Genomic DNA, 17,103 nt, shown 5'->3' on the forward strand with positions numbered 1-17,103 from the left:
GCCGGCATGAACCGCACACCTGCCCCCCGCAGCCAGGCCGGCACCAGCGGCGTGGCCTTTTTGCTGCAACTGGAACGCCGGCTGCGCCTGCTGCACGACACGGGCGAAATCCTCTCGCTGTCGGCGCAGCTGCTGGGCCAGCGCCTGGGCGCACAGCAAGTGGCTTGTTTCGATATCGACCAGACCCTGCAATGCCCCACCCTGCAGCATGCGTGGAGCGACGGCCTGGCGCCCGGTGCTGCCGGCGAATATTTTCTCGGCGATTATGCGGCCCGCCTGGCCGATGCGCTGGCCGCCGGCCAGGCGCTGGCCGTCAGCGATGTGGCCAGCGACCCGCGCACCGCCACGCCGGCCGCGCTGGCCACGTTTGCACGCCTGGGCATCCGTGCCTTCCTGAACATTCCCATCGCCAAGGAGGGCCGGCTGGGCGCCCTGTTCGTCGTGCACAGCCGCGCGGCGCGCCTGTGGCACGCGGACGAGATCGAACTGGCGGTGCAAGTGTCGGAACGGGTCTGGTCAACCATCCTGCGGGCACAGGCGGAATCGCGGCTGCGCGCGCTCAGTGCCAGCATGGAAATGCAGGTGGCCGAGCGCACGCGCGAATTCGGCCGCACCTGGAACGTCAGCCCCGATTTGCTGGGCGTGCTTAACCTCGACGGCTATTTCGAGCACTCGAATCCCGCCTGGCAAGCCACGCTGGGCTGGTCCAGGGAAGAAATCCGCACGACGCGCTTCCTGGAACTGGTCCACCCGGACGACTTGCCGCGCACCCATGCGGCCTGGGAGGCGGCCAACCAGGGCCAGCCGGCGCTGCGCTTCGAAAACCGCTACCGCCACAAGCTGGGCGGCTGGCACTGGCTGTCGTGGGTCGCCGTGCCCGAGGGCGAGAAGGTGTATTGCAGCGCGCGTGACATCACCGTGGAAAAGAAGCTGGAAGCGGAACTGGCCGCGCGCAACAGCGAGCGCGAGCGGCTGTGGCGCAGCGCGCAAGACCTGATGGTGGCCATCGATGCCGAAGGCTGCTTTGCCGCCGTCAACCCGGCCTCGGCCGCCATCCTGGGCTGGCTGCCCGAGGAAATGCTGGGCCGCAGCCTGTTCGACTTCGTGCTGCCCGAGGATGCCGCCGCCACGCGCCTGGCGCTGGCGCAGGTGACGCAGGAAGCCATGCCCAGCTTTGAAAACCGCTACCGGCACCGCGAGGGCGGCCACCGCTGGCTGTCGTGGGTGGCGGCGCCCGAAGGCGACCTGGTGTTTGCCACCGGGCGCCATGTCACGCTGGAAAAGGAAGCGCAAAGCACCTTGCGCAGCATGCAGGAATCGTTGCGCCACAGCGAGATGGCCCTGCTGCAATCGCAAAAACTCGAAGCGCTGGGCAAGCTGACGGGCGGCGTGGCCCATGATTTCAATAACGTGCTGCAAATTATCTCCGGCAATCTGCAACTGCTGCAAATGACCCTGGACGACGACGCGCTGGCCGCCAGGCGCATCGCCAGCGCCTCGGCCGCCGTGGAACGGGGCGCCAAGCTGTCGGCCCAGCTGCTGGCTTTTGCGCGGCGTCAACCATTGAAACCGCTGGTGACGGACCTGGCGCAACTGCTGCGTTCGACGGAAGAGCTGCTGCGGCGCGCCACGGGAGAAAGCATCGAGACGCGTTTGCTGCTGGCCGACGATTGCTGGCGCGCCCTGGTCGACCCGCACCAGCTGGAAAACGTCATCCTTAACCTGGCCATCAACGCGCGCGACGCCATGGATGGCCAGGGCCAGCTGACCATCGAACTGGGCAACAGCGTGCTGGACAGCGACTTTGCGGCGCGCCATGCGGACGTGGCGCCCGGCGATTACGTGCAGCTGACCGTCTCGGACACGGGCTCGGGCATTCCCGCCGACTTGCTGGACAAGATTTTCGAACCATTCTTCACGACGAAGAAGGAAGGCGAAGGCACGGGCCTGGGGTTAAGCATGGCGTACGGCTTCCTGCGCCAGAGCGGCGGCCACCTGACGGTGGACAGCGTGCCCGGCCATGGCAGCACCTTCCGCATCTACCTGCCGCGCTCGCTCGAAGCGGAAACGGAATTGCCGCTGCAATTGAGCGGCCCCGTGCTCGGTGGCAAGGAAACCATACTCGTCGTGGAAGACGACGTGCAGGTGCAGACGACGGTGGTCGACATGTTGCGCGGCCTCGGCTATGGCGTGCTGCGCGCCAGCGATGGCGAAAGCGCGCTGGCCATCGTCAGCAGCGGCGTCCCCATCGACCTGCTGTTTACGGATGTGGTGATGCCGGGCAAGGTCGCCAGCACGGAACTGGCGCGCCAGGCCCGGCTGCTGCTGCCGCATCTGGCGGTACTATTTACCTCGGGCTACACGCAGGACGCCATCATGCAGGGCGGCCGCCTGGAGCCTGGCGTCGAGTTGTTGAGCAAGCCGTACCGGCGCGAAGACCTGGCGCGGCGCATCCGCCACCTGCTGGCCAACGGCCGCCACGTGACGGCCCTGCAGCAGTACCGCGCGCAGCTGGCGCCGCAACCTGCGCCGGCACTGCCGGCAGGACGCCATATCCTCCTGGTGGAGGACAATGCGGATGCGCGCGCCATGACGAGCGAACTGCTGGCCATGCTGGGACACACGGTGCTGGCCGTGGGCACGGCCGAGGCAGCCTTGCCCCTGCTGGGCACGCCGGGACTGGAACTGCTGCTGACCGATATCAGCCTGCCGCAGATGTCGGGCGCCGAGCTGGCCGAGCTGGCGGCGCGCGACTATCCACAGCTGGAAGTGGTATTTTCCACCGGCCATGCACCCGCCAATTCCGGCGTGCTGGACCCGGCCGCACGCTTCCTGGTGAAACCATTTACCGTCGAGCAATTGCAGCACGCCCTTCAGGCGCCAACCTAGTAAACGTCCTGCCGGCGCGCCTTCAGTGCGCCGGCCAGCTCTTCCAGGCCAAACGGTTTGCGCAGGAAGCGCGCGCTGGCGTCCTGCATCAGGCTGGCGCCCCAGTCGTGGCCGGACGCAAACACCACCTCCAGCTGCGGCCAGTGGGCGCGCGCATGGCGCGCCAGTTCCAGGCCGGACATGGTGGGCAGGCTGATGTCCGTCACCAGCACCTCCAGGCCCGGCATGGCCAGCAGGGGCAAGGCTGCCTCGGCGCTGGCCACGCCATGCACGGTATGCCCCAGCATATTGAGCATCTCGGTCGTCATTTCACGCGCATCGTCATTGTCTTCCACCAGCAGGATGCGCCGCCCGGACGGGTCGGGCGCGCCCACCAGGCGGCGGTCGGCCAGCACATGGCGGATGCGCCGCGCCAGGTCTTCGCGCTGGTAAGGTTTGCTCAACAGCTCGACGCCCGGGTCCAGGCGCCCGCCCTGCATGATGGCATTGTGCGTATAACCCGAGGTAAACAGCACGGCCAGCTCCGGCAGCAGCAGCCGGGCTTGCTGCGCCAGCTCCTTGCTGCTGACGGGACCGGGCATGACCACGTCCGTAAACAGCAGGTCGACGGTCACGCCCGTGCCCAGCAGGGCCAGCGCCGAGGCGCCGTCGTCCGCATGCAGCACGTCGTAGCCGAGGCCGCGCAGCATGTCGACCACCGTGTGCTGCACGGGCGCATCGTCTTCCACCACGAGGATGGTCTCGCCGCCGCCCAGCACCGGGCCCGTCAGGCCCGCTGGCGGTTCGGCCAGCTTTTCCAGCGAACGGGGCAGGTAAATTTTAAACGTCGTGCCGGCACCGGGCGCGCTGTGTACCTTGATGTGGCCCGCGCTCTGGCGGATGAAGCCGTAGGCCATGGACAGGCCCAGGCCCGTACCCTCGCCTTCGCGCTTGGTGGTGAAGAACGGTTCGAAAATCTGGTCAATCACGTCGCGCTCCATGCCATGGCCCGTGTCGGTGATGGTCAGCAGCACGTATTGCCCCTCCAGCACGTCGGCATGCAGGCTGGCGTAGGCCGCATCGAGCGTGACATTGCTCAAGGTGAACGTCAGGCGACCGCCCTTGTCCATCGCGTCGCGCGCATTGATGGCCATGTTCAGCAGCACGTTTTCCATCTGGTTCGGGTCGACCAGGGTATGCCACAAGCCGTCGCTGATGAAGGTTTCCTCGGTGACCGCTTCGCCCAGGGCGCGGCGGATCAGCTCATGCATGCGGCGCAGCAGGCGGCCCAGGTCCGTCACCAGCGGCTTCAACGGTTGACGCCGCGCAAAGGCCAGCAGTTGCGACGACAGCTTGGCGCCCCGCTCGACGGCCGAGGCCGCCGAATCGAGGCGTCTGGCCGCCTGTGGATTATCGGCCACCGTCAGCTTCAGCAACTGCAAATTACCGGAGATAATTTGCAGCACATTGTTGAAATCGTGGGCCACGCCGCCCGTCAGCTTGCCGATCGATTCCAGCTTTTGCGCCTGCAACAACGCTTGCTCGCTGCGCACCAGCGCCAGCCGCGCCTCTTTTTCATCGGTGACGTCGCGGCCGATGGCGTGGATCAGCTTTTGCGCCGGCACGGCCGTCCAGGAAATCCAGCGGTAGCCGCCATCGCGGCGCCGGTAGCGGTTTTCCATGCGCAAGGTGGGCGCGCCATGGGCCAGGCGCGACAAATCCTGCAAGGCCGCCATGCGGTCGTCCGGATGCACGAGGCTGATGAAATCCATGCCCAGCGATTCGATTTCCGGCCGCTCCAGGATCTTGCTCCAGGCGGGATTGACGGCGATGATCATGCCGGCCAGGTCCGCCACCAGCATGATGTCGGTCGACAGCCGCCACATGCGGTCGCGGTCGGCCGTGCGGTTGGCCATTTCCACTTCCAGCGAGGAATTCAGGTAGGCCATCTTTTCCAGCACGTTTTTCTGTTCCTGCACGTCCGTATTCGTGCCCACCCAGCGCAGCACCGTGCCCGCCTCGTCGAACAGGGGCAAGGCGCGCGCCAGGAACCAGCGGTAGGCGCCGTCGCTGGCGCGGCGCATGCGGAACTCGTGTTCGTAGGCGCTGGCCGTGGCGACGGCCCGCTCCCAGCTTTTCTGCGTGGCCTGCACGTCGTCCGGATGCACGCAGTGGCGAAAGCCGCTGGTGACCAGCGACTTCAGCGATTGCCCCGTGTACTCGCACACCTGCTCATTGACCCAGTAGGTAGCGCCGCTGCCATGCGCCAGCCAGGCCTGGTTGGGCATGGTCGAGGCGAGCGAACGGAATTGTGCCTCGCTGTCGAGCAAGGCATTGCGCGCCTGCCAGTGCTCGTCGATGTCTTCGCACGAGCCATACCATTTCACGGGCTGTCCCCGCTCGTCGAGCCGGCAATACGCGCGCGAGTGCACCCAGCGGTAGCGGCCGTCCTGGCGGCGCACCCGCATCTCCTGGTCCAGGGGCTGGCCGCTGCCCAGCGCTTCGCTCCAGGCCGCCAGGGAATGGGGCACATCGTCGGGGTGGATGGCGTCCAGCCAACTGGTGCCCAGGCCATTGCCGCCCGTCCATTCGCGCCAGCGCTGCGCCACATAGTCGAGCTTGCCGTCGATGTCAGCCGTCCACAGCACTTGCGTGTTGAGTTCTATGGAGTAATGAAAGTGTTCGCGGCTGTCGTGCAGCGCTCTTTCCAGCTGGCCCCGCTCGATGACATGCGCGGCCACGCGCGCGGCCAGCGCCAGCAGTTCGATTTCGGGTTGCGTGGGATGGCATGACGCGGGGAAGAACAGGCCCAGCACGCCCAGGATATGCCCCTTGGCACCGAACACGGGGGCGACCCAGCAGGCGCGGTAGCCGTGCAGCATGGCTTCCTTGCGGCCCGCGCTCCAGTGCACATCGCGCGTGATGTCGCCGCAATAGACGGGCGCGCCGGAAAAGGCCGCCATGCCGAACGGCGAAGGCTGTTCGCCGCCGTGGCGCAGGGCCAGACACAGGTCTTGTGGCAGGCTGGGCGCGGCCAAGCCGCAAAAGCAGTCGGCCTCGTCGATGAGCAGCAGGCAGGCATGCGCGCCGCCATCGGCCAGGTCTTGCAACGCCAGCAACAAATGCTCCAATGCATGGGCCAGGTCGGCACCTGCCGCGATACTGCCCAGCGCACTATGCTCGGCGTCCAGCAAGGAAAGAATGTTGTTTGCGTGCACCGTGTCGATAAGGAGGGGAAACTGATGCCCGGAATATACCATGGGGCACCCCTCTTGCAGGAGGAAAACAGCGTGCCGCTTGATCCCGGCGTCCACGCGGCCCTATGCTAAAGTGTTGCTCTCTTCTCAAGCGAAACCAACGATGCCCACGTCCCTGCCATCCTCCCTGATCGCCACCGCCCTGCTCGCCTGCGTGCACGGCGCCGTCGCCGCCCCCATGAGCCTGGACGACTACCTGGCCCTGAACGGCCCAGCTCCCACGGCGCAGATCGCGTATGGCTCCGCGCCGTCACAATACGCGCAGCTGTTCCGGCCAGAGGGCAGCGGACCGTTCCCCGTCGTCGTGCTGGTGCATGGCGGCTGCTGGACGGTGGCCTTTGGCGGCATCAAGCAGATGCGCAACGTGGCCGGCGCCCTCGTGGCGCAAGGCATCGCCGTATGGAATGTCGAGTACCGCCGGGTCGACGAGCCGGGCGGCGGTTATCCCGGCACGTATGAAGACATGCACGCGGCGCTCGACAGCCTGCAGCAGCACGCGCCCCGGTACCAGCTGGACGTGAAGCGCATCGTCGCCATGGGCCATTCGGCCGGCGGCCAGCTGGTGCAATGGATCGCAGGCAGGGACAAACTGCCGAAGAGCAGCCCCCTGTACCGCGACACCTTCCTGCCAATCAAGAATATCCTCAGCCTGGGCGGCCTGGCCGACCTGCGCCATGAAAAGGACTTGATCAAGAGCAGTTGCGAGCGCGACATCGCGCAACTGGCAGGCAGCGCCAGCACTGAGCGTCCCGACATCTACAGCGACACCAACGCGGCCGACCTGATGCCCAACGGCAGCCGCACCGTGCTGGCCACGGGCGAGCTCGACACCATCTCCCCGCCCAGAGTCGCGCATGACTATGCGGCCAAAGCCAAGCTGGCCGGCGACCATGCGGAAGTGCTGATCTTGCCCGGCGCCAGCCACTACGACGAGATCGCGGCGACGTCGAATGCGTGGCGGATGATCTTGCCGGTAATCAAACAGATGCTGGCAGTGGAGGCGAAATGAAACGCGCCATCGCCCTCACCCTGCTTGCCGCCTGCTCCGCCGTGGCGTTCGCCGCCGATACCGTGTCACTCGAAAACGGCTTGCTGCATGCCATGCAGCTCAAAAAGGGCACGACCGAGCGCACGGGCACGTCCGGCCGGGCCATCCGCGCCTACCAGCACGCGGGCCTGGTCAGCAAGACGCCCCGCCAGCGCTTCGACTACACCGACTACTACCTGCTGGACAAGCCCGTGCCCTTCATGGGCCACGAACTGGTGCTGATCGAAGAAGAATACCGCAGCAAATACATAGGCTGCTGCGCCAGCCCCGGCGTCGGGATCACGCTGAAAGTCCATGGCAGCATCAAGAATCTGCAACAGTTCGCCCGCGCCAGCCGCTGCACCCTGACCGATCATGTCGATTTTGCACAGGCATTGCGCGAAGTGGCGATCAAGAACAAGGTGCCCAAGGCGCACTATGCGTCCCTGAGCTGCCGCGAGCGCGATGCCGAGCGCGATGAGTCGTGACGCCAGTAGCGGCCAGTCACGTTGACGTGACAATGCGTGACTTTTCTCGCTCACTAATTCGTTATGCTCATTGCCGCAGTCGGTCATAAGTAGGTCGTGGGAAATTATTGTGAAGATTTATTACGACCTACTTACCGGCCAAACGAGGTCGTTGCCAAATTCCTGCGCTTGGAGTGCTAAATCTGCGGTCTCCTTTAAGAAAGAGATGCCGCAGTGCTTATTGAAATAGTGGCGATTCAGATCGCATCATTCAGGGAACATATGAAAAAAAAATTTCCACAGTTCGTCAGTGTTGGTTTGGGAGTTGCTACTGGAACCTTGCTTTACACTCGCTTCCTTGGGGCCGCTCATGAGTTCGATTGGGGGCGTGCTGCCTTTGTCGGTATATTTTGCGCAACAATAGCTTTTATCTGGCCATCAAAAAAGAATTAAGTTCAAACCTCACTTCGCTCGATAGCGCATCAATACGCTTCAGGGCAGAACCAGCCAGTGACGGCAACTGCCCGGAAGCCGACGTTCCTGGCGACAGTTTAGACTTTCGACTCACTCACTGACCGCCCTGATCGGCCCACACCACTATGTTCTTCCGTCTCGCCTTCCTTGCCACCACCCTGACGCTCGGCTTCGCCGATTCGGCCGTCGCCGATACCGCCGTCCTTGAAAAACTCACCGCTAGCCGGCTCGCTATCACCGTTGACAAAGGCACGTTATCGGGACCCGGTGCGGCACTGCTGCTGCAGGCTTCGCGCCAGGCGCAGTACGTCCTCCTCGGCGAGGATCACGGTGTCGCCGAGATCGCCCAGTTTTCATCCGCCTACTTCAATGCCTTGCCCCCTGCCGGCTTCACGACTTTGGTAACTGAAAATGGCCCAGCCGTGACGAGCGCGCTCGAAGCGATACTCAAGGGCGCCGACGCGGTTGCTGCTATCGGCAGATTCGACGCCACCTATCCGGACTCCATTGCTTTCTACACCATGCGCCAGGAAGCAGAGATGCTCGCCGGCTTTGCCCTGGCCGCAGGACCGCGCTTCGAGCACTGGGGCATCGATCAGGAATTCATCGGGGCGGCCAAATACCTGATCACCCAGATGCTGGCCCAGCCGGTGAATCCGGCCGCCCGCGCGAAGCTGGAAGCCTTGCGTCAAATGGAAGCTGTCGCGTCTCAAAAGGCGGCAGCCACCGGCAATCCCTTCGAGTACTTTATACTGTCGGCCTCAACCGAGGAACTGACCTCGTTGCGCCCGCTACTTGCCGGCCCCAAAGAGCAAACCGCGCTAGGCCTGCTCGATGCATTGCTGGCCACCCGCGCCATCTATCAGAAAAGCGCCTCGAAGGTGCCCGGCGATCGCGCCCTATCCAACCGCTTGCGTTTGACGCTGTTAAAGCGGACCCTGGAAACCCGGCTCGGCATGCAAGAGCAAAAGCTGCTGGTCAAGGTCGGCGCCAATCACGCATACAAGGGCATTAATCCACTCAACAATCGTGACATTGGCAACTTTCTGGCTGAACGCGCCGAAGGCCAGGGCCACACCTCGCTGCACCTGATCGTCCTGGCGGCGAAGGGTACGCAACTGAGATTCGCGGGAGCGGGCAAGCCATATCAGCCGGCACAAATCGAACTTGACAGCTCGGCCTTCAAACTGCTGGCCAGTGCAGGCGCCACCGACGGCAGTTGGTCTCTGTTTGATCTGCGGTCACTGCGGCCAGACTCGCGCAAACTGGCGGGGGGCGACATTGAAATGTTCAACCTGATCAACGGCTACGACTTTGCCCTGCTTATCCCCGAAGGCAGCGCTTCTGCGCAGCTCGTGACACCGTAGAAGGGGTGGAGGGCATTTCAATAATTGTAATTTTTCAATTAGACCGATTCCCCGCCGCGAAACGGCCACGCATGCATGGAAATGCGCCCCTTTCGCTCCAGGGCGGCGCCAGCCACTATGACGAGATTGCGGCGACGTCAAATGCTTGGGGGATGATTTTGCTGGTGGTGCGGGAGATGTTGGGGATGGAGAGCGAAAATAGGCTATATCAGTACAAATGACCTAATGCAACATTAAAACATGGAGGGAAAAATTAACATGAAAATCCAATAATTCATAAAACACAAAAATATATGCTAGAATAATTTTATTATTTTTTATTCAAAAATTACTTTATGATTACTGAAAAGAGATATCCAGGCGGCTCCAAAAAACGTGTCACTCGGGCAGGTGCCGCAATCCGAGAAGGGACACCTACACCAGAGGATATTGCAGTAATCGAAGAATGGAGAGCAGCGCATCGCGGTGTACTTAACACGTTCCAAGCAATTTTACGTTTTAGAACGAAGGACAAAAAAGTAACTGTTGCTCAGCGCCACAAACGAAGAAATACAATTTTCAACAAACTCCAACGACTTCCAGGCATGCAACTTGCACGTATGGATGATGTTGCCGGCTGTCGCCTTATATTTGGAAACATTAAGGATTTGGAAAATTTCCGCAAGGATTTTCATAAAGCACGATTTAATCACAAATTAAGAAATGAACCAGATAAATACAATTATATCAACAAGCCAAAAAAGACCGGCTATCGAGGAATTCACGACGTTTATGAATATGATGTCCGCTCCGAAGCAGGGAAAGATTTGGCCGGATTGTACATTGAGATACAATATCGAACTCTTGTTCAGCATGCTTGGGCTACAGCCGTAGAGGTCATTGGTTTTGTTACTGAGAGCCAACCGAAATTTCAGCAAGGTGATAATCGTTATGCTACAGCAATGGTTCTTGCAAGTGAAATTCTAGCCAGAGCGCATGAAGGCAGGAAAGGACCCATTCCAGAAATTTCAGATGCAGATTTGTTGACTAATTTTTTAGCCATAGATAAAGAATTATCACTAATGCAGACATTGGCGGGACTGTCTCAAGCAAAAACAGACATATCTGACAAGCGCAATACAATTTTGAACTTTTCGGAGGATGGGAGTCTTGAAATTAAAAGTTTTCGCGATGCGACTGACGCTCTCAGAGCATTATTTGAATTAGAGCGAAAGTTCCCCAATAATGACATCGTTCTTGTGAAAGCAGATACAAGTGCCGAAGTACGCCTGGCATTTAGAAGCTACTTTAGTGATGCAAAAGAATTTATTCGGCTTATCGAAACGGGTTGCACAAAAATTAGTGGCGTTAAAAGAAGAATTAATTTTTAGAATTAGTCATGCGCAATGACTGTAAATTGAGGCTTTAACTCAGGCTCCCCGGGCCCAGCGGGCCTGAAAAATGGCCAGGGCAAGGCGCGCGGGCGAAGACAGTACGCATGTACGGCGAGCCCAAGCAACGCAGCCATGGCCATTTTCTCAGGCCCGCGGCTCTGGCCCGCCATTCACATTCAATACAACCTTACTGAACACGCGCCAGGTACTGTGCCAGCTGGCCGAAAGTAGCCTTGAACCCCTGCTTCATCGACTCAAACCCCTGCTTGAAAGTCTCATGCTGCTCATCCGTCGCCTTGTGCGGCGTGGAGCGCAAGGTCATCGTCGTCTTGCCGTTTTCCTCGGTGAGGGTCATGGTATTGAACGATTCCAGCGGCCAGGTGTCGCTGACGGGGTGCTGCACGGCATTGCCATGCTTGTCGGCGAATGACAAAATCGAGACGATCTTTTCCGGCGCTTCGATCTGCTGGTAGGTGAACTTGCCCCACATTTCGTAGCCATTGTCGGCACGCATGCCGTAGTGGAAAACGCCGCCCGGCTGCAAGTCCAGCGCCAGCACGCTCAATTCAAAGCCGACGGGGCCCCACCACTGGGCCAGGCGCTCCGGCTCCACCCACGACTGGAACACCAGTTCGCGCGGCGCGTCGAAAGTTTGCGTGATGACAAAGTCGCTGCTGTCGCGGTGCTGTCCTTCCTGCTTCTGTTCTGCGGTGGCCATGCTCTCTCCTGTGTTGGTGAACTGGCAGATAATGTAACAGTGCCGCCGAAAATGGGAAAGCCCTGTACGCCAGCCCATTGAGCGTAGGTCGGGTTAGCGCGCAGCGCGTAAGCCGACACCATCACCAGCGGCTCAGGGCAACAATGGTGTCGGATTACGCGGGGCTTTGCCCCGCTAATCCGACCTACCTGGCTTGACCAGCCGATGCCACCTGATCGAGGATATGCTTGGGCACGGCCGCATAGTGCTTGAATTCCATCGTGTAGGTGGCGCGGCCCTGGGTCAGCGAACGCAAGGTGGTGGAATAGCCGAACATTTCGGCCAGCGGCACCAGGGCCTTGACGATGCGCCCCGCGCCGCCGGGGATGTCGTCGACGCCCTGCACCATGCCGCGCCGGGCCGTCAAATCGCCCATGACGTTGCCCATGAACTCTTCCGGCGTTTCCGCCTCCACCTGCATCATCGGTTCCAGCAGCACGGGTGACGCTTTGCGCATGCCATCCTTGAAGGCGATGGAGCCGGCCATGCGAAACGCGTTTTCATTCGAATCGACGTCGTGGTAGGAGCCGAACGTCAACGTGGCCTTGACGTCCACCACGGGGTAGCCGGCCAGCACGCCGGCCTTCAAGGTTTCGATGATGCCCTTGTCGACGGCGGGGATGAATTCGCGCGGCACCACGCCGCCCTTGATGGCGTCGACGAACTGGTAGCCCGTGCCCGGCTCCAGCGGTTCGAGTTTCAGCACCACGTGGCCGTACTGGCCCCGTCCGCCCGACTGCTTGACGAACTTGCCCTCGATATCGTCCACCGTGCGCGTGATGGTTTCGCGGTACGCCACCTGCGGCTTGCCCACATTGGCTTCCACGCCGAATTCGCGCCGCATGCGGTCGACCAGAATTTCCAGGTGCAATTCACCCATGCCCGACATGATGGTCTGGCCCGATTCCTCGTCCGTGTGCACCCTGAACGACGGATCTTCCTGCGCCAGGCGATTCAGGGCGATGCCCATCTTTTCCTGATCCGGCTTGGTCTTCGGTTCGACCGCCTGGGAAATCACCGGTTCCGGGAAGACCATCTTTTCCAGCACGATGATGTGGTCGATGGCGCACAGGGTATCGCCCGTGGTCACGGCTTTCAGGCCCACGGCGGCAGCGATGTCGCCCGCATACACTTCCTTGATTTCCTTGCGCTCGTTCGCATGCATCTGCAGGATGCGCCCCAGCCGTTCGCGCGCGCTCTTGGTCGGGTTGTAGACCATGTCGCCCGAGTTCACGACGCCCGAATACACGCGGAAGAAGGTCAGTTGCCCCACGAACGGGTCCGTCATGATCTTGAAGGCCAGCGCGGCAAAGTGCTCCTCGTCCGTCGGATGGCGCTCCACCTCGTTGTCGTGCTCGTCGTGTCCCATGATGGGTGGCACTTCCATCGGCGACGGCAGGTATTCGATGACGGCGTCCAGCATCGCCTGCACGCCCTTGTTTTTAAAGGCACTGCCGCACAGCATGGGCACGATCTCGTTGCGGATGGTGCGCGCGCGCAAGGCTTGCTTGAGTTCCGCTTCCGTGAACGTGTCGCCATTCAGGTAGCGTTCCGTCATGTCGAGGCTGGCTTCGGCCGCGTGCTCGACCATGTGCTCGTGCCATTCCTGCGCCTGTTCCTGCAGTTCGGCGGGAATCTCGCCATAGCTGAACTGCACGCCCTGGCTGGCGTCGTCCCAGGTGATGGCGCGCATTTTCAACAGGTCGATCACGCCCGTGAAATGCTCTTCGGCACCGATGGGAAGCTGGATGGGCACGGCCACGCCTTTCAGGCGCTCGCCGATCTGCTTGCGCACGCGCAAGAAATCCGCGCCCACCCGGTCCATTTTGTTGATGAAGGCGATGCGCGGCACCTGGTATTTATTGGCTTGCCGCCAGACGGTCTCCGATTGCGGCTGCACGCCGCCAACGGCATCGTAGACCATCACGGCGCCGTCGAGCACGCGCATCGAGCGTTCGACTTCAATCGTGAAATCCACGTGACCGGGCGTGTCGATGATGTTGATGCGGTGTTCGGGGAAGTTGCCGGCCATGCCTTTCCAGAACGCCGTGGTGGCGGCCGAGGTGATGGTGATGCCCCGTTCCTGCTCCTGCTCCATCCAGTCCATGGTGGCGGCGCCATTGTGCACTTCGCCGATCTTGTGATTCACCCCGGTGTAGAAAAGGATGCGCTCGGTGGTGGTGGTCTTGCCGGCGTCGATATGGGCGCTGATGCCGATGTTGCGGTAGCGCTCGATAGGTGTTTTGCGGGTCATCACAATCTCCATGGCTAGCCCCCGGTGCCCGGTTTTCCAGTGTAGCAGACATCGATTTGCAGGGCGTCCAGTGACCCGTTTTTACCGTTCGCGCAACACTCATACTAACGCGCACGCGCGTTGCACAGGACAAACAAGAGTTTCGGCTATACTTTCAACTTTATTAATCCAGTAAAGATTAATAAAAATCAACACGCACCGTAAATTATCGTGCAAGGCGACACCGCCGGCATGCCAGCCCAGGTGCGCACCGAATGACATGCCCCACTCAGCCTATGACTACCCGACTAAGAAAAATAATCCTCTCCTCCCTGCTGGCGTCGCCAGCGCTGGCCATGGCCGGCGAACTGGAACAGCAAATGCAGCGTTGCGCCGTGCTCGGTGACGCCAGCGCCCGTCTGGGCTGCTTCGACACCCTGGCCAAGGCGGCGGAAAAGGCCACCATCGCCGCCGGTGGCGATCCCGCTACCGCTGCCGTGACCCTGGCAGCGGCCGCCGAGGTTGCCCCCCTCACGCTTGTCAGCCCGCCTGGCGTGGCCACGCCGGACGCCGTCAACGCCGCCATTCCCGCCATCGCCCAGGCTGGCGCGGCGCCGCCGGAAGCGCCGATTTCGCGCACGCAGCAATCGTGGGAACTCAACGATGCCTCGAAGCGCGGCCTGTTCAACTTCCGCCCGCACCGCGACACCTATCTGCTGCTGGCCAACTACAGCGACGCTTCGAACGACGAGCCGTTCCAGGATTTCACGCCTGGCGGCGTCAAGAGCCAGCATGTGGAATTGACCTTCCAGCTGAGCTTCAAGATGAAGTTGCTGGAAGACATAGCCGGCACGCCCATCGACATGTGGTTCGGCTACACACAGCAAAGTTTCTGGCAGGCATATAACCGCAAGGCTTCGAGCCCCTTCCGCGAGACCAACTATCAGCCGGAATTGATGCTGGTCTTGCCGATCAACAAGAACTTTGCCGGCGTGGAATTCAATTACCTGAATTTCGGCCTGGTGCACCAGTCGAACGGCCAGACCTCGACCCTGTCACGCAGCTGGAACCGCGTGTATGCCGAGCTGGGCGTGGAAAAAGACAATCTGGCCGTCACGACGCGCGTCTGGCACCGCCTCGACAATGGCAAGACCGACAATGACAATATCGACATCACCGATTACATGGGACATGGCGACTTGCGCGTGAGCTACCGCAACAAGGGTCACGAGTATGCCGTGACGGCCCGCCGCAATTTCAGCAAGAAACATGGTTCCATGCAGGCCAGCTGGGCTTTCCCATTGAAAGCCAACCTGAAAGGCTATCTGCAACTGTTCTCCGGCTATGGCCAGAGCTTGATCGACTACAACTATTCGCAGAAATCGATCGGCGCCGGTTTCATGGTCGACCTGTAAGCAGCACAGTGACAGAAACGAAAATGGCGCCTATGGCGCCATTTTTTTATTACGGGAAAGTAAGTCTCAACGCCGGCCGCCGCCCAGCACGCGGGCCGGCAGCATGACGATGGCGCGCAGCAGTTCGAACACGCCTTCCACGCCGATGCCAATCAGGCGCAATGGCAGCAACAGCAGCCAGGCCAGCGGATACAGCACGAGCGCCAGCAAGGCCAGGGGCCAGCACACCAGCAAGAGCAGCAACCACAGCACAAATCCCAGCATCGCGTTCCCCTCGAATAAAATGTGCGGAGCAAGCCGTGCTTGCCCCGCTACCGTGACAGCACTATAGTAAAGCGCCGCCACGGCGGCAACGGGCATGCGATGAACTGCACCATGCGGGGATGGACTGGATAAAAACGGGGATGAGCGGTAGTTGGCGCGCAGCTTACTGGCCGACGCAAATCACTTTCGTGATGTACTCATGCGCATTCGGCTTCTTGCTGCCGGCCCATTTGATGGCCTGGTTGGCCTCTTCGATGGTCAGGATGGAAGCCTTTTCCTTCGACTTGATGAAGGACACGCCTTCAAACACGCCTTCCTTGCTGCGCATTACCTTGGCAAACACGGGCGGCTTGGTCTCGCCATCGCTGATTTTGTTCTGTTGCACGAGGTAACGCTGATCGATCTGTTCCATGATAATAAAGCTGTCCAGTGGGTAAAACACGGAATATACCCTGAATGGACAAACGCCGCAGGACGAAATGCCCGCAGCGTTGCCTTTACATTAATGATACTTAGGCGTAGACGGCGTTTTGTACTACCGGTTGCAAGTTGACATCGTAAATCACCTGGGCGCGGATCGACGCTTCCAGCGAAGGGATCGAGCCGCCCGCGCGGTACTGGAAACTCACTTGCAGCACGTCGCCCGCCTTCACGGCCACCGGCGCGGCCAGCGGCAGACACATGTAATGGTTCAGCCAGTCGATGGTGGTCGAGCGCTCGGGCACGACGGCCAGGATGTTCTTGGTGACGAAGCGCAAGGCGTTCAGGGTGCCGCTGCGCTCGACAACAAACTTGCCGTCGAAACCGAATATGCTGTCCGTCGGCTGGCTGAAGTCGATGATGCTGTACACGGCCGGCGGCGCCAGTTCCTGCACGCCCGGGTGGATGGCCGCGGTTTCCTGGAATTGCACGATGGGGGCGTAAAAGCCCTCGAAGTCGTATTCCTGCTGCATCGGCTGCACGGCCATGATGACGGCTTCAGGCAGGAAGATGGGCAGCGGACCGCCGAAACGGGCCAGGTAGCGGCGCTTGAACGATTCGATCACTTCCACCTGCTTTTCGCGCAGCATGCCCACATGGATCATTTCGCAAATGACCACGTCGACGGGCTCGGGCGGCAGGAATTCAAAGGCGTCCGCGTGCACGACTTCGACTTTTTCCCCGTTGGGATTGAGCGCCAGCATCTTGCGCGCTTCCTTGACCATGTCCGGATTGAATTCCACGCACCAGACCTTGTCGGCGCGCGCGGCCGCAAACCACGACAGCACGCCCGTGCCGCCGCCCAGCTCCACCACCTTCATGCCGGGTTTTACCGCGTAATCGATCGCCGACTTGAAGCCGTGCATGCGGTTCTGGTCCATCAACATATTGTGGTGGTAATGGACGGGTATAAATTGCCCCAGGTAACAACTCTCGATTTCTCGTTCATTCAGCATGTCTGTCCTCTTGGAGTCTGGCTCCGATGGCCGATCGGTTTTGTCATTCCAGAAAGCAGTGATATCGCACGGGCCGCGCGCGGGGCGGCGACAATACAGCCGGCGCCTGACGGTGGTGTGACGGCCCATGCGAAAGATCTCCTGATTAATGCGACACGATCATTA

Annotated in this window: 13 protein-coding genes; 7 read left to right on the top strand and 6 right to left on the bottom strand. The window is 61.0% G+C overall.

The features are described from left to right. Window positions 1–6 precede the first annotated feature (6 nt). The gene (locus FJQ89_RS05230; protein WP_168208368.1) at window positions 7–2,889 is read left to right on the top strand and encodes a PAS domain-containing protein; all 2,883 of its coding nucleotides are present in this window, start codon (window positions 7–9) and stop codon (window positions 2,887–2,889) included. On the opposite strand, the gene FJQ89_RS05235 is transcribed toward FJQ89_RS05230, so the two are convergent. Further along, a complete protein-coding gene (locus tag FJQ89_RS05235; protein WP_243136428.1) occupies window positions 2,886–6,128 on the bottom strand; it encodes a PAS domain-containing protein in 3,243 nt (1,080 codons plus the stop codon). The genes FJQ89_RS05230 and FJQ89_RS05235 overlap by 4 nt on opposite strands. A gap of 100 nt (window positions 6,129–6,228) precedes the next feature. Between FJQ89_RS05235 and FJQ89_RS05240 the strand changes: the two genes are divergently transcribed. The 5 genes from FJQ89_RS05240 (at window position 6,229) to FJQ89_RS05255 (ending at window position 10,830) form a co-directional block, all read left to right on the top strand. Continuing rightward, window positions 6,229–7,134: an alpha/beta hydrolase gene (locus FJQ89_RS05240; RefSeq protein WP_141169341.1), complete on the top strand. Its 906-nt coding sequence runs from the start codon at window positions 6,229–6,231 to the stop codon at window positions 7,132–7,134. Then, window positions 7,131–7,640 carry a hypothetical protein gene (locus tag FJQ89_RS05245; RefSeq protein WP_141169342.1) on the top strand — a complete coding sequence of 170 codons (510 nt, stop codon included), beginning with the start codon at window positions 7,131–7,133 and terminating at the stop codon, window positions 7,638–7,640. Before FJQ89_RS05240 ends, FJQ89_RS05245 begins: the two co-directional genes overlap by 4 nt. A 261-nt stretch (window positions 7,641–7,901) precedes the next feature. Then, entirely contained in the window at window positions 7,902–8,072 is a 171-nt protein-coding gene (locus FJQ89_RS27980) for a hypothetical protein (RefSeq protein ID WP_168208369.1), read from the top strand. 146 nt (window positions 8,073–8,218) lie between these two features. Beyond that, on the top strand, window positions 8,219–9,460 hold the full coding sequence (locus FJQ89_RS05250) for a hypothetical protein (protein ID WP_141169343.1): 1,242 nt from the start codon (window positions 8,219–8,221) through the stop codon (window positions 9,458–9,460). Window positions 9,461–9,795: 335 nt separating this feature from the next. Beyond that, complete coding sequence (locus FJQ89_RS05255) at window positions 9,796–10,830, top strand: RelA/SpoT domain-containing protein (protein ID WP_141169344.1); 1,035 nt, start codon at window positions 9,796–9,798, stop codon at window positions 10,828–10,830. A gap of 190 nt (window positions 10,831–11,020) precedes the next feature. Here FJQ89_RS05255 and FJQ89_RS05260 read toward each other — a convergent pair whose 3' ends face one another. Then, a complete protein-coding gene (locus tag FJQ89_RS05260; protein WP_141169345.1) occupies window positions 11,021–11,551 on the bottom strand; it encodes an SRPBCC family protein in 531 nt (176 codons plus the stop codon). A gap of 184 nt (window positions 11,552–11,735) precedes the next feature. Beyond that, a complete protein-coding gene (fusA, locus tag FJQ89_RS05265) occupies window positions 11,736–13,844 on the bottom strand; it encodes an elongation factor G (protein ID WP_141169346.1) in 2,109 nt (702 codons plus the stop codon). Between the two features lie 275 nt (window positions 13,845–14,119). Between fusA and FJQ89_RS05270 the strand changes: the two genes are divergently transcribed. After that, window positions 14,120–15,238 (top strand): phospholipase A, encoded by a 1,119-nt coding sequence (locus FJQ89_RS05270; protein ID WP_243136429.1) that lies wholly within the window; start codon window positions 14,120–14,122, stop codon window positions 15,236–15,238. A 66-nt stretch (window positions 15,239–15,304) separates the two neighbouring features. Here FJQ89_RS05270 and FJQ89_RS05275 read toward each other — a convergent pair whose 3' ends face one another. The 3 genes from FJQ89_RS05275 to FJQ89_RS05285 all read right to left on the bottom strand — a co-directional run bounded on the left by FJQ89_RS05275 (window position 15,305) and on the right by FJQ89_RS05285 (window position 16,938). Continuing rightward, window positions 15,305–15,502 (bottom strand): hypothetical protein, encoded by a 198-nt coding sequence (locus FJQ89_RS05275; protein WP_096235523.1) that lies wholly within the window; start codon window positions 15,500–15,502, stop codon window positions 15,305–15,307. Between the two features lie 163 nt (window positions 15,503–15,665). After that, window positions 15,666–15,944 (bottom strand): hypothetical protein, encoded by a 279-nt coding sequence (locus tag FJQ89_RS05280; RefSeq protein WP_243136430.1) that lies wholly within the window; start codon window positions 15,942–15,944, stop codon window positions 15,666–15,668. A 70-nt stretch (window positions 15,945–16,014) separates the two neighbouring features. Next, the gene (locus FJQ89_RS05285) at window positions 16,015–16,938 is read right to left on the bottom strand and encodes a class I SAM-dependent methyltransferase (protein ID WP_141169347.1); all 924 of its coding nucleotides are present in this window, start codon (window positions 16,936–16,938) and stop codon (window positions 16,015–16,017) included. Window positions 16,939–17,103: the final 165 nt, after the last annotated feature.

The organism is Janthinobacterium tructae, from assembly GCF_006517255.1.
In the GTDB taxonomy this organism is placed as follows: domain Bacteria; phylum Pseudomonadota; class Gammaproteobacteria; order Burkholderiales; family Burkholderiaceae_D; genus Janthinobacterium; species Janthinobacterium tructae.